The organism is Streptomyces sp. BF23-19, from assembly GCF_041106355.1.
In the GTDB taxonomy this organism is placed as follows: domain Bacteria; phylum Actinomycetota; class Actinomycetes; order Streptomycetales; family Streptomycetaceae; genus Streptomyces; species Streptomyces virginiae_A.
Map to the genome: position 1 here is coordinate 35,352 of NZ_JBGBPT010000075.1, position 12,246 is coordinate 47,597.

Below are 12,246 nucleotides of genomic sequence, written 5' to 3' on the forward strand. Positions count from 1 at the left end.
GGTGTATGACTGCTAGAAGTATTTCTATTAGAAATAGTGACCGCAGGGACCGGATGGAGGGACCTCACCGTGAAGTTCTCGATGATCTTCGAGGCGCAGCTCGTCGACCCCACCCCCGAACGCGAACGCCAGGTCATCCACGACTGCGTCGAACAGGCCGTCCTCGCCGAGGAGATGGGCTTCGACCGGATCTGGGCCGTCGAGCACCACTCCCTGACCCGGTACGCGCACATGAGCGCCTCCGAGATCTTCCTGACCTGGGTGGCCGCCCGCACGAGCCGGATCCGGATCGGCCACGGCGTCGTCACCATGCCCTTCGGCTACCAGCACCCGGTGCGGGTCGCCGAGCGCGCCGCCATGCTCGACGTGCTCTCCGGCGGCCGCGTCGACATCGGCGCCGGGCGCGGTGCCACCCGCCAGGAGATGTCCATGTACGGGGTCAGGCCCGAGGACACCTACCCGCAGACGGAGGAGGCGCTACGGATCTTCTCCTCCGCCTGGAAGGAGGAGACCTTCGAATGGCACGGCTCCATCGACATCGGCCCCGGCGCGATCCTGCCCCGCCCGGTCCAGGACCCGCACCCGCCGCTGTTCATGGCCTGCTCCAAGCACGACACCCTCAAGCTGGCCGCCGAGCTCGGCATCGGCGCCCTGGTGATGGGCTTCGCCGGCGCCGACGACGTACGCGCCATGCGCAAGGTCTACGACGAGGCCATCGCCACGCGCGGCGCCGAGCGCCTCGTCTCGACCGGGGTCAACGACCACTTCTCCGCCCTCTGCCCGACCATCGTCCTCGACGACGCCGAGCGGGCCCTGCGTCTGGGCACCCGCGGGCAACGCTTCTTCGCCGAGTCCATCGCCCATTGGTACGGCAACGGCCCCGAGCCGACCGGATACGCGGACGACGAGAGCGCCGACTCGCATGTCGCGGCCCTGGCCAGGGGACGGGAGGAACTCGTCGCCAGACTGCACGAGGCGAACATCCCCGCCCGCCCGGTCGACACCGGCACCTACAACGCCGAGCACGCGTACGGCAGCGCCGAGACCGCCATCGCCTACGTCGAGCAGCTCCGCCGGATCGGCGTCGACGAGGTGATGTGCCTGATCCAGATGGGCACCGTCCCCCAGGAGGCGTGCATGGAGACCATCCGCCAGTGGGGCGAGAAGGTCATCCCGCACTTCCGCGCCCTGGAGGGCTGAGCCATGGGGAAGCAGCTCGACGGCAAGGTCGTCGTGATCACCGGCGCCGGGCGCGGCCAGGGCGCCGCCGAGGCCCGGTCCTGCGCGGCGGCGGGGGCCCGGGTCGTCGTCACCGACGTACGGGAGGACGAGGGTCGGGCGGTGGCCGCCGAACTCGGCGACCAAGGGCTGTACGTCCGCCACGACGTGGCCGACCCGGCGAGCTGGGCGACGGTGGTGAAGGAGGCGCTCCGCGCCTTCGGTACGGTCTCGGCCCTGGTCAACAACGCGGCCCTGTGGCGCACCGCCCACGTGGAACAGCAGCGGCCGGCGGACTTCGAGGCGCTCCTGCGGGTCAACCTGCTCGGCCCGTTCCACGGCATCCAGGCGGTCGCGCCGGTGCTGCGCGCGGGCGGCGGCGGCTCGATCGTCAACATCTCCTCCACCGCCGGACTGGTCGGGATACCCGGCCACGCCGCCTACGGATCCACCAAGTTCGGGCTGCGCGGGCTGACCCGGTCGGCGGCGCTCGACCTCGCCCGGGACCGGATCCGGGTCAACTCGGTGCACCCGGGGGCCATCGACACCCCGATGGTGGCCGAGGCGGTGGCCGGCCGGGACTGGTCGCACGTACCGCTGGGGCGGATGGGCCGCCCGGAGGAGGTCGGGGAGCTGGTCCTCTTCCTCTGCTCGGACGCGTCCTCGTACGTGACGGGGAGCGAGTTCACCGTGGACGGGGGGATGACGACGGCATGAGCGGCCCCCACACCCCCGACCCCCACACCCCCGACCCCCTCTCGCCCGAGGCCAGGCGGCTGTGCGACGCGATGGCCGCCGGCTTCCCCGGACCGGGCGACATCCACGCCCTGCGGGCGGCCTCGGCGTCCGGGTCCGGCCGCGCGGGCCCGGCCATGGCCTCGGTGTCCGACACGGACGCGGGCGGGGTCCCGGTCCGGATCTACGATCCCGCGCCGGGCCCGGCCGACCGGCCCCTGGTCGTGTACCTGCACGGCGGCGGCTGGGTCATGTGCGGTCCGGACTCCCACGACGCGACCTGCCGCTCCCTGGCCGTGGCCGCGGGCGCGGTGGTCGTTTCGGTGGACTACCGGCTCGCCCCGGAACACCCCTGGCCGGCGGCGCCGGACGACGCGCTCACCGTCCTGCTCTGGGCCCGGGACCGGGCCCGCGCGCTCGGCTGCGACCCCGGCCGGGTGGTGCTGGCGGGGGACTCCAACGGTGGCAACCTCGCCGCCGTGACCGCCCTGCGCGCCCCCGAACTCGTCGCGGGCCAGGTGCTGTTCTATCCGCCGCTGGACGCCTGGATGGACTCCGCCTCCGTGGAGACGTACGCGGAGGGCTACTTCCACACCGCCGCCCACATGGCCTGGTACTGGGACCAGTACGGCGGCGACCCCGAGCACCCGCACGTCTCGCCGCTGCGCGCCCCCGACCTGTCGGGCCTGCCGCCCGCACTGATCGTCCTCGCCGACTGCGACGTGCTGCGCGACGAGGGCCTCGGCTACGCCCGCCGGCTGGCCGCGGCCGGCGTCGACTGCGTGCTCCAGCTCCACCCGGGGGTCTTCCACGGCTTCCTGGGCCTGCCGCTGCCGGCGGGCGCCGCCGCGCTCCGGGCGGCCGGGGCCTGGGTGGCGGGGGTGGGAAGGGCGGGGCGGCCGGATTCGAACCGGCGTCCTCCCGCAGTGGAGTAGGCGCACCGCCTCTGTGCAACGACCCCGCCCAGGTGGCGGATCCCACCGACCCCCCGGGCATGATGTGTCCATGGCTGAACTGATACGGAGGCTGCCGGGCGCGGTTCTGCGCAACTGCCTTCTCCTGGCAGCGGAGTTCGGTGCGATCTGGCTGCTACGGGGCCCCGAGGGCGCCTGGATCCCGGTCCTGCTGGCCGTCTTCGTCCTCGGCGCGGCCGTACCGCACGGCACCGGCGCGGAGTTCGTCGCCCGCACCTCCGTCGCCCTCCTCGCGGTCGGCATCGCGGTGGCCGGCGGGATCACCTGGGACCGGCACACCCTCCACGACCGTGGCCGGGAGGAACAGGCGGTCGTCGCCGAGCGGACCGTGGAGGAGGGCGGCTCGACCTCCACCCCGTCGCTGCGACTGCGCACGGCGGCCGGCCGGGACCTGCCCGGCCCGGTGGCCATGGACCTCCCGGTCGGCGCCCGACTGACCGTGACGGTGGACCCCGACGGCCCGGCCTGGGCCGTGGGCGGGCGCCCGGACCGGCCGCTCTGGCCGGTGGCCGGCACCGGGGCCCTGATCCTGCTCCAGACCGTCCTCGTCGGCCGGCTCTCCCTGCGCCCCCGGACCTGAAGGGTGTCCATCGCAGGGTGCAAGTACCCCGATCTTGTTGCCGGTTGTGTGATCGAAAAGAATGGACGCATGACGACACGTGCCCGTTCCTTCGACGCAGCAGCCGCTTCGTACGCGGCCCACCGCCCCAGCTACCCCCCGGCCCTCTTCGACGCCGTCGAGGCCCTCACCGGTCGACCGCTCGCCGGGACCCGGGTGGCCGACGTAGGAGCCGGGACCGGCATCGCCACCACGCTCCTGCACGAGCGCGGGGCCGAGGTCGTCGCCGTGGAGCCCGGGGACGGGATGGCCGCCGAGTTCCGCCGCACCTACCCCCGCATCCCGATCGTGCGCGGCGACGGGGACCGGCTGCCGCTGGCCACCGGCTCCGTCGACCTGATCACCTACGCCCAGGCCTGGCACTGGACCGACCCGGCCCGCTCCGTGCCCGAGGCCCGGCGGGTGCTGCGCCCCGGCGGCGCGCTCGCCCTCTGGTGGAACGACACGGACACCACCGTCCCGTGGACCGCCGAACAGGAGGAGCGGCTCCGGGTCTTCTTCGAGGTCAAGGGGCAGACCTACCGCACCCTGCCGGAGGGGCTCGGCGAGTTCGCCACCCGCTCGGTGCCGTGGTCCCGGCGCATCACGCTGGACGACCACCTCGCCAACCTCGCCAGCCACTCCGCCTTCCTGGTCCTGGGCGAGGCCCGCACCCGTGAGTACTTCGCGGCGGAGCGGGAACTGCTGAGCCCGCTCTTCCCGGACGGCATCGTCGAGGAGCGGTACGTCGTGAGCCTCAACGTCGCGGTGGTGTGAGGGACCGCAGCACCTCGGCCCGGCAGGCCGACGGCGTTCCCCAGGCATCGCGCAGGGGGCGGGCCTTGCGCAGCCACAGCGACAGGTCCAGCTCCTCGGTGTAGCCCACCGCACCGTGGAGCTGGAGCGCCGTCATCGCCGCCCGGTACGACGCCTCGCCGGCCGCCAGTTTCGCCGCCGCGACCTCACCCGGCCCCTGCGACAGGGCCGCCGCCCACACCAGCGGGCGCGCGAACTCCAGGTCGAGAAGGGTGTCCGCCAGCCGGTGCTTGACCGCCTGGAAGGTCCCGATCGGCGTCCCGAACTGCGTACGCCGCTTCGCGTACTCCACCGTCCTGGCCAACAGCGCCTCGCCGACACCCAGGCACTGGGCGGCCGCCAGCAGCCGGGCCCAGCGTCCGGCCACTTCGGCCGCCCGGGCCACCGCCGGGCCCTTCGCCAGCAACTCACCGCCGCCGGCCGGCGGCAGGGACAGCCGGCGCGCGGGGTCCGTCGACCGGAGGATCTCACCGGGGCCGGCCGCCAGCCGCAGTTCGCCGGCCGCGGACACGGTGAAGCAGTACGTCGCCGCGTCCGCGTCCAGGGCGTACGGGCTCCCGCCCGGCAGGGTCAGCGTGGCCGACGCCTCGCCCCGCGCCAGCCCCGGCAGGAACCGCTTGGCGAGCGTCTCGTCCGCCAGCTCCGCCAGCAGCACCGCCGCCGCGGCGCTCTCCACCACCGGCCCCGGCACCCCGGCCCGGCCCAGCTCCACGAAGCCGAGGGACAGCTCCAGCGGGAGCAGGCCCACCCCGTCGTAGGCCTCCGGCGCGGCCAGCGCGAACAGGCCCGTACCCGCGAGCCGGGCCCACAGCGCCCGCCCGGGCCCGGCGTCGCCGGCCGCCCAGGCCCGTACCGCCGCCGGGACCCGCGCCGAACCCAGCAGGGAGCGCACCGTACGGGCGAAGTCCGACTGCTCGTCGGTCAGCAGGAAGCGCATCAGCGGCGGCCCTTCGGGAGGCCGAGCAGCCGCTCGGCGATGATGTCGCGCTGGATCTCGTTCGTCCCGGCGTAGATCGGCCCGGCCAGGGAGAACACCCACGGCTCGGCCCACTCGCCCTCCGCCAGCTCCGCGTCCGCGCCCAGCAGGTCCAGGGCCGTCTCGTGCAGGGCGATGTCGTACTGCGACCAGAACACCTTGTTCAGGCTGGACTCGGCGCCGATCGTCTCGCCCGCCGCGAAGCGGGAGGCGTTCGCCCAGGTGAACAGCTCGTACGCGCGGGCCCCGACCACCGCGTCCGCCACCCGGTCCCGCAGCGCTCCGTCGGACGGGTCCCCCTGCGCGTGCCACAGCCCGACCAGCCGGTCCGCCGCCGCCAGGAAACGGCCGGGGGAGCGCAGGGTCAGCCCGCGCTCGTTGCCGGTCGTCGACATGGCGATCCGCCAGCCCTGCCCCGGCTCCCCGATCACGTCCTCGTCCGGTACGAAGACCTCGTCCAGGAAGAGCTCCGCGAAGGCCGGCTTGCCGTCGAGCCGGCCGATGGGCCGCACCGTCACCCCCGGCGCCCGCAGGTCGAACATCAGATACGTCAGCCCCTGGTGCGGTTTCGGGGTGTCCGGATCGCTACGGAAGATCCCGAAGGCGCGGTCCGCGAAGGCCGCCCGCGAGGACCAGGTCTTCTGCCCGGACAGCAGCCAGCCGCCCTCCGTCCGGACCGCCCGCGACGTCAGCGAGGCCAGGTCGGACCCCGATTCGGGCTCCGACCAGGCCTGCGCCCAGATCACCTCGCCGCTCGCCATCGACGGCAGCACCCGCGAGCGCTGCTCCGCGCTCGCGTGGTCGAAGAGGGTGGGGGCGAGGAGGTTGATGCCGTTCTGCGAGACCCGGCCGGGCGCGCCCGCCGCCCAGTACTCCTCCTCGAAGACCAGCCACGTGACGATGTCGACGCCCCGGCCCCCGTACTCCTCGGGCCACGACACCACCGACCAGCGGTCCGCGTGCAGCAGCGCCTCCCACTCCCGGTGCGCCGCGAAGCCCTCGGCCGTCTCCAGGGAGGGCAGGGGCCGGGCCGGGACGTGGGCGCGCAGCCAGTCCCGGGCCTCGGCCCGGAAGGCCTCCACGTCCGCCGTGTGCGTGAGTTCCATCAGGTGTTCGCCTCCTTCAGGGCGGCGATGTCGACGCCGCCGAGCGAGTCCGCCGCGCTCTCCGCGTTGTGCGCGTGCGCCAGGTGGTGCAGGCCGAACGCCGAGCTTCCCTAACAAGTGTTTGGTAGGTTAACGTACGGCCATGAGCAGCGTCGAGGAGTTCCGCATCGAGGTCCGGGGGTGGCTACGGGCCCACCTCACCGGCGAGTTCGCCGCCCTCGCCCGCACCGACGGCGCCCTCGCCCTCATCGCCGAGCGGATCCTCGGCCTTCCCCAGGAGGTACGGGCGTGAACACCCCCGACTATGTCCCCGGGCACGGACTGCTGAAGGACCGCACCGCCGTCGTCACCGCCGCCGCCGGGGCCGGGATCGGCGGAGCCACCGCCCGCCGCCTCCTGGAGGAAGGCGCCCGCATCGTCATCGGCGACGCCCACGCCCGCCGCCTGAAGGAGACCGAGGAGGCGCTCGCCGCCGAGTTCGGCGCCGACCGCGTCACCTCCCTGCCCTGCGACGTCACCGACGAGGATCAGGTCCAGGCCCTCTTCGCACTCGCCGAACACACCCACGGCCGCCTCGACATCGTCGTCAACAACGCCGGCCTCGGCGGCACCGCCGCCCTCGTCGACATGACCGACACCCAGTGGTCCCGCGTCCTCGACGTCACCCTGAACGGCACCTTCCGCTGCACCCGCGCCGCCCTGCGCGCGTTCAAGGCGTCCGGCGGCGGCGGAGTCGTCGTCAACAACGCCTCCGTCATCGGCTGGCGCGCCCAGACCGGCCAGGCCCACTACGCCGCCGCCAAGGCCGGGGTGATGGCACTGACCCGCTGCGCGGCCCTGGAGGCCGCCGAGTTCGGCGTACGCGTCAACGCGGTCGCCCCGAGCCTGGCCATGCACCCGCACCTGGTGAAGGTCACCAGCGAGGAACTGCTGGCCGAACTGACCGCCCGCGAGGCCTTCGGCCGCTACGCCGAACCCTGGGAGGTCGCCAACGTCATCGTCTTCCTGGCCAGCGCCTACTCGTCGTACATGACCGGCGAGACGGTGTCGGTCAGCAGCCAGCACGCGTAGCCCGAGAATGGACGCGTGCCAACGAACAAGCCGACATCCCAGAAGAAGCCACAGGTGACGGCCTCCCCCGAACGGCGTCGTGAACTCCTCGACACCGCCGCCGAGGTCTTCGCCGCGCAGGGCTACAACGCCACCACTGTCCGCAAGATCGCCGACGCCGCCGGCATGCTCGCCGGCAGCCTCTACTACCACTTCGATTCCAAGGAATCGATGCTCGACGAGATCCTCTCGGCCTTCCTGACCGAACTGTGGGACGGGTACGACACCGTCCTCGCCGCGGGTCTCGGCCCCCGGGAGACCATCGAGGCCCTCGTCACCGAGTCCTTCCGGGAGATCGACCGGCACCGCGCCGCCGTCGCCATCTATCAGAAGGAGTCCCGCACCCTCTCCGCCCAGCCCCGCTTCCACTACCTGTCCGACTCGCAGCAGAAGTTCGAGAAGGCCTGGCTGGGGACGCTGGAGCGAGGGGTCGAGGCCAAGGTCTTCCGCGCCGACCTCGACATCCGCCTCACCTACCGCTTCGTGCGCGACACGGTGTGGGTGGCGGCCTCCTGGTACCGGCCGGGCGGACAGCACAGCCCCGAGGAGATCGCCCGCCAGTACCTGTCGATGGTGCTGGACGGCATCGCACTGCGCCCCACCTGACAGCCCCGACCGTCCAAGGAGTCCCGATGCCCGAGGCCTACATAGTCGATGCGGTACGCACCCCCGTGGGGCGGCGGAACGGCGGCCTGGCCGCCGTCCACCCGGCCGACCTGGGCGCACACGTCCTGAAGGCACTGATCGAGCGGTCCGGGGTGGACCCGGCCGCCGTGGAGGACGTGGTGTTCGGCTGCCTCGACACGGTGGGCCCGCAGGCCGGTGACATCGCCCGGACGGCCTGGCTGGCGGCCGGCCTGCCCGAGGAGGTGCCCGGGGTCACCGTCGACCGCCAGTGCGGCTCCTCGCAGCAGGCCGTGCACTTCGCGGCGCAGGGCGTCCTGTCCGGCACCCAGGACCTGGTGGTCGCGGGCGGCACCCAGAACATGTCGATGATCCCGATCGCCTTCGCCTCGCGGCAGGCGGCGGAGCCGCTGGGACTCACGGAGGGGCCGTACGCGGGCTCGGCGGGCTGGCGAGCCCGGTACGGGGACGCCCCGGTGAACCAGTTCCACGGCGCGCAGCTCATCGCGCGGAAGTGGGGGATCACCCGGCAGGACATGGAGGAGTTCGCGCTCCGCTCCCACCGGCGGGCGATCCGCGCCGTCGACGAGGGCCGCTTCGCGCGCGAGACGGTGGCGTACGGGGACGTGAGCGTGGACGAGGGCCCGCGCCGGGACACGACCCTGGAGAAGATGGCCACCCTGAAGCCGGTGGTCGAGGGCGGCACCATCACGGCGGCCGTCTCCTCCCAGGTCTCGGACGGCGCGGCCGCGATGCTGATCGCCTCCGAGCGGGCGGTGCGGGAACACGGCCTGCGGCCGCGCGCCCGCATCCACCACCTCTCGGTACGGGGCGAGGACCCCATCCGCATGCTGTCCGCGCCGATCCCGGCCACGGCGTACGCGCTGAAGAAGACCGGCATGTCGTTGGCCGACATCGACCTGGTGGAGATCAACGAGGCGTTCGCCCCGGTGGTGCTCGCCTGGTTGAAGGAGACCGGCGCCGACCCGGAGCGGGTCAACGTCAACGGAGGGGCGATCGCCCTGGGCCACCCGCTGGGCGCCACCGGGGTGAAGCTGATGACCACCCTGCTGCACGAACTGGAACGCACCGGAGGCCGCTACGGCCTCCAGACCATGTGCGAGGGCGGCGGCCAGGCCAACGTCACGATCATCGAGCGGCTGTAGCGGCGGTACCGCTCACTCGGGGAGCAGGGAGAAGCCCAGGAGCACGGCCGCCTCCACGCGCACCGAGCCCGGGGTGAGGGCGCCGTCGTCCTCGGGGTCCCCGCCCGTGCGGCGGCCGTGGCTGTGGCCGCCCACCGACTCCGGGTCGACGTCCTCGATGTGGACGACCGGCCCCAGCCGCAGTCCGCACGCCTCCGCGTACACCTCGGCCTTGCGCCGGGCGGCCGCCACCGCCCGGCGCCGGGCCTCGTCGCGCATCGCGGGCTTGTCGTCCACCTCGAACCGCACGGCGTCGACGCGGTTCGCGCCGGCCGTGACCGCGTCCTCGATCAGCAGCTCCAGCCCGGCCAGCGCCTCCGTCCGCACCGTGTACGTGGCCACGCAGGCGTAGCCGTGGAAGGTCCGGTCGGCGCCGTAGCCCCGGTACTGCGAGGTGAGCTGCAGCCGAGAGCCGGACACGTCGGAGTCCGGTATGCCGTGCTCGCGCAGGACGCCCCGCAGCCGCGTCACGGCCGTGCCCGCCTCGGCGAAGGCCGCCTTCGGGGTCGGGGCGAGAAGATCGACCGCCAGGTCCACGTGGGCGAGTCGGGGTTCGGCGGACACACTGCCCGCACCGAGCACACTGAGCCCCCAGGGCTCCTTGATCGCTGCCATTCCATGATCAAACCAGCTGGGGCGGGGGGCCGCCAGGGACTTCCGCCGGCCCGTGGTCGCCCGTGGTCGCCCGTGCCGGCCGGCCCGGTCCGACCCCTAGGGATGAATCTTTTCGCCCTGGGCGGAGGCGGGCCACCGGGGCGGAGTGAGCGCCCGGAGCGGCCGGGACCGCCCACGACCCAAGGGGGACGGGGCCTGTGGCCCGCCGACGGCCCTACCGGGCAGGTCGGCGCACCACCCGCCGACGCGACGGAGGGCGCAGGTCACACCCTTCGCCCCGGGACTCCCCGCAGCGAGGTGTGCTAGCTTAGAGCTCGTTGCAGTTGTGGTACCCATGAACTTTATGTGCGCCTGACGGGAATGCTCCGCAGGCGCTTTTATTGTTTTGCCGGAATCTCCGGATGGGGCCCTTTGCCGCCTATTCAGGAGATTTAAAATGGCACTTGGCACCGTGAAGTGGTTCAACTCGGAAAAGGGCTTCGGCTTCATCGAGCAGGACGGTGGCGGCCCGGACGTCTTCGCCCACTACTCGAACATCGCCACCCAGGGCTTCCGTGAGCTCCAGGAGGGCCAGCGCGTGTCCTTCGACGTCACCCAGGGCCAGAAGGGCCCCCAGGCGGAGAACATCATCCCCGCCTAAGTTCTTCAGCATGCCGGGGTCCGCACCGCGAGGTGCGGGCCCCGGCTTGTCTGCTGTTTCGACCTTTGTTTTACCTGTCGGTTTCAGGAGGGCTTTCTCGCATGACCAGCTCCAGCTCCGCACGACCCAGCCGCCGCCCCACCCGGGGTCGAGGTGCGGCCCAGGGGCGTCCGAAGTCTGGCGCGGGACGGCAGAAGTCCGCGCCCGTCGCCCGGCCCCAGGAATTCACCATGCCCGAGCCGATCGCCCCGGCGCTGCCGCCGGTCGAGTCGTTCGGCGACATGGACATGCCCGAGGCGCTGCTGAAGACCCTCGCCGCCCAGGGCGTCACCGAGCCGTTCCCGATCCAGGCCGCGACGCTGCCGAACTCCCTCGCCGGCCGTGACCTGCTCGGCCGCGGCCGTACCGGCTCCGGCAAGACGCTGGCCTTCGGCCTGGCGCTGCTGGCCCGTACCGCCGGCCGCCGCGCGCAGCCGAAGGCGCCGCTCGCGCTGGTCCTCGTACCGACCCGTGAGCTCGCGCAGCAGGTCACCGACGCCCTGGCGCCGTACGCCACGGCCGTCAACCTGCGCATCGCCACCGTCGTCGGCGGCATGTCGATCAACCGGCAGTCCGGCGCCCTGCGCCGCGGCGCCGAGGTGCTCGTCGCCACCCCCGGCCGGCTGAAGGACCTCATCGACCGCGGTGACGCCGACCTCTCGCAGGTCTCGATCACCGTCCTCGACGAGGCCGACCAGATGACCGACATGGGCTTCATGCCGCAGGTCACGGCGCTGCTCAAGCAGGTCGAGGCCGGCGGCCAGCGGATGCTGTTCTCGGCGACGCTGGACAAGAACATCGACAAGCTCGTCAAGATGTTCCTGACCGACCCGGTCGGCCACTCCGTCGACCCGTCGGCCGGCGCGGTCACCACCATGGAGCACCACGTCCTGTACGTCATGGACGAGACCGACAAGAAGGCCGTGGCGACGCGTATAGCCGCTCGCGACGGCCGGGTGATCATGTTCGTCGACACCAAGCGCGGGGTCGACCGCATGGTCAAGAAGCTCCTCGCGGACGGCGTACGCGCCTCCGGCCTGCACGGCGGCCGCTCCCAGCCGCAGCGCAACCGCACCCTCGACTGGTTCAAGACGGGCGAGGTCACCGCGCTGGTCGCCACCAACGTCGCGGCGCGCGGCATCCACATCGACGACCTCGACCTCGTGGTCAACGTGGACCCGCCCACCGACCACAAGGACTACCTGCACCGCGGCGGCCGTACCGCCCGTGCCGGTGAGTCCGGCAGCGTGGTCACCCTGGTGCTCCCCGACCAGAAGCGGGACATGACCCGCCTGATGTCGGACGCCGGGATCTCCCCGCGCACCGCGCAGATCAAGTCCTCCGACGAGGAACTGGCCCGACTGACCGGCGCCAAGGAGCCCTCGGGCATCCCGGTGGTGCTGGAGGTTCCGCAGCCGACCGCGCCCAAGCAGCGCTCCGGCTCCGGTTCGGGCTCCGGCGCGCGCCGCCGCTCGGGCGGCGGGCCGCGCACGGGTTCCGCCACGGGCGGCGCTCCGGCGGGCGGCGGTCGCGGCCGTCGTACCGGTGGGGGCGCCTCCTCCGGGCAGGCCCCGGCGGCTTCCGGTTCGG

At 73.0% G+C, this 12,246-nt stretch carries 14 protein-coding genes, 1 tRNA gene and 1 pseudogene; 11 read left to right on the top strand and 5 right to left on the bottom strand.

Features of this window, described 5'->3' with window-relative positions; translation table 11 throughout:
* Positions 1 to 69 precede the first annotated feature (69 nt).
* The 3 genes from AB8A24_RS32690 to AB8A24_RS32700 all read left to right on the top strand — a co-directional run bounded on the left by AB8A24_RS32690 (position 70) and on the right by AB8A24_RS32700 (position 2,888).
* Positions 70 to 1,200 carry an LLM class flavin-dependent oxidoreductase gene (locus tag AB8A24_RS32690; RefSeq protein WP_369478303.1) on the top strand — a complete coding sequence of 377 codons (1,131 nt, stop codon included), beginning with the start codon at positions 70 to 72 and terminating at the stop codon, positions 1,198 to 1,200.
* A gap of 3 nt (positions 1,201 to 1,203) precedes the next feature.
* Positions 1,204 to 1,935 (top strand): glucose 1-dehydrogenase, encoded by a 732-nt coding sequence (locus tag AB8A24_RS32695; protein WP_328963730.1) that lies wholly within the window; start codon positions 1,204 to 1,206, stop codon positions 1,933 to 1,935.
* Between the two features lie 155 nt (positions 1,936 to 2,090).
* Positions 2,091 to 2,888, top strand: a complete 798-nt coding sequence (locus AB8A24_RS32700; RefSeq protein ID WP_369478308.1) for an alpha/beta hydrolase — start codon at positions 2,091 to 2,093, stop codon at positions 2,886 to 2,888.
* On the opposite strand, the gene AB8A24_RS32705 is transcribed toward AB8A24_RS32700, so the two are convergent.
* A tRNA-Ser gene (locus AB8A24_RS32705) sits at positions 2,843 to 2,916 on the bottom strand. The two genes, AB8A24_RS32700 and AB8A24_RS32705, sit on opposite strands and share 46 nt — an antisense overlap.
* A 42-nt stretch (positions 2,917 to 2,958) precedes the next feature.
* Between AB8A24_RS32705 and AB8A24_RS32710 the strand changes: the two genes are divergently transcribed.
* Positions 2,959 to 3,507: a hypothetical protein gene (locus AB8A24_RS32710; RefSeq protein ID WP_328963731.1), complete on the top strand. Its 549-nt coding sequence runs from the start codon at positions 2,959 to 2,961 to the stop codon at positions 3,505 to 3,507.
* A gap of 69 nt (positions 3,508 to 3,576) precedes the next feature.
* Positions 3,577 to 4,302 carry a class I SAM-dependent methyltransferase gene (locus AB8A24_RS32715; RefSeq protein ID WP_328963732.1) on the top strand — a complete coding sequence of 242 codons (726 nt, stop codon included), beginning with the start codon at positions 3,577 to 3,579 and terminating at the stop codon, positions 4,300 to 4,302.
* On the opposite strand, the gene AB8A24_RS32720 is transcribed toward AB8A24_RS32715, so the two are convergent.
* The 3 genes and pseudogenes from AB8A24_RS32720 to AB8A24_RS32730 all read right to left on the bottom strand — a co-directional run.
* Positions 4,283 to 5,278, bottom strand: a complete 996-nt coding sequence (locus AB8A24_RS32720) for an acyl-CoA dehydrogenase family protein (RefSeq protein WP_369478304.1) — start codon at positions 5,276 to 5,278, stop codon at positions 4,283 to 4,285. The genes AB8A24_RS32715 and AB8A24_RS32720 overlap by 20 nt on opposite strands.
* A complete protein-coding gene (locus AB8A24_RS32725) occupies positions 5,278 to 6,423 on the bottom strand; it encodes an acyl-CoA dehydrogenase family protein (protein ID WP_328963734.1) in 1,146 nt (381 codons plus the stop codon). The genes AB8A24_RS32720 and AB8A24_RS32725 overlap by 1 nt, the downstream gene beginning before the upstream one ends.
* Positions 6,423 to 6,527 (bottom strand): annotated as a pseudogene (locus AB8A24_RS32730) (enoyl-CoA hydratase); the annotation flags it as partial. The pseudogene AB8A24_RS32730 and the gene AB8A24_RS32725, both read right to left, overlap by 1 nt.
* Positions 6,528 to 6,565: 38 nt before the next feature.
* Here AB8A24_RS32730 and AB8A24_RS32735 point away from each other — a divergent pair.
* Genes AB8A24_RS32735 through AB8A24_RS32750 form a run of 4 tightly spaced genes read left to right on the top strand, consistent with a single transcriptional unit; the run spans position 6,566 to position 9,323 of the window.
* The gene (locus AB8A24_RS32735) at positions 6,566 to 6,715 is read left to right on the top strand and encodes a hypothetical protein (RefSeq protein ID WP_266390438.1); all 150 of its coding nucleotides are present in this window, start codon (positions 6,566 to 6,568) and stop codon (positions 6,713 to 6,715) included.
* Complete coding sequence (locus tag AB8A24_RS32740; RefSeq protein ID WP_328963736.1) at positions 6,712 to 7,494, top strand: SDR family oxidoreductase; 783 nt, start codon at positions 6,712 to 6,714, stop codon at positions 7,492 to 7,494. Before AB8A24_RS32735 ends, AB8A24_RS32740 begins: the two co-directional genes overlap by 4 nt.
* A 15-nt stretch (positions 7,495 to 7,509) precedes the next feature.
* Positions 7,510 to 8,139, top strand: a complete 630-nt coding sequence (locus AB8A24_RS32745; RefSeq protein ID WP_266390432.1) for a TetR/AcrR family transcriptional regulator — start codon at positions 7,510 to 7,512, stop codon at positions 8,137 to 8,139.
* A gap of 26 nt (positions 8,140 to 8,165) precedes the next feature.
* Positions 8,166 to 9,323, top strand: a complete 1,158-nt coding sequence (locus AB8A24_RS32750) for an acetyl-CoA C-acetyltransferase (RefSeq protein ID WP_328963737.1) — start codon at positions 8,166 to 8,168, stop codon at positions 9,321 to 9,323.
* A gap of 12 nt (positions 9,324 to 9,335) precedes the next feature.
* Here the strand turns inward: AB8A24_RS32750 and AB8A24_RS32755 are convergent, their stop codons facing one another.
* Positions 9,336 to 9,977 carry an SIMPL domain-containing protein gene (locus AB8A24_RS32755; RefSeq protein ID WP_266390426.1) on the bottom strand — a complete coding sequence of 214 codons (642 nt, stop codon included), beginning with the start codon at positions 9,975 to 9,977 and terminating at the stop codon, positions 9,336 to 9,338.
* A gap of 436 nt (positions 9,978 to 10,413) precedes the next feature.
* Between AB8A24_RS32755 and AB8A24_RS32760 the strand changes: the two genes are divergently transcribed.
* Both AB8A24_RS32760 and AB8A24_RS32765 read left to right on the top strand, forming a co-directional pair.
* Positions 10,414 to 10,617 (top strand): cold-shock protein, encoded by a 204-nt coding sequence (locus AB8A24_RS32760; RefSeq protein ID WP_030010141.1) that lies wholly within the window; start codon positions 10,414 to 10,416, stop codon positions 10,615 to 10,617.
* Positions 10,618 to 10,718: 101 nt separating this feature from the next.
* Positions 10,719 to 12,246 (top strand): DEAD/DEAH box helicase (locus tag AB8A24_RS32765; protein WP_369478305.1); only part of this gene is annotated, 1,528 nt, incomplete at its 3' end.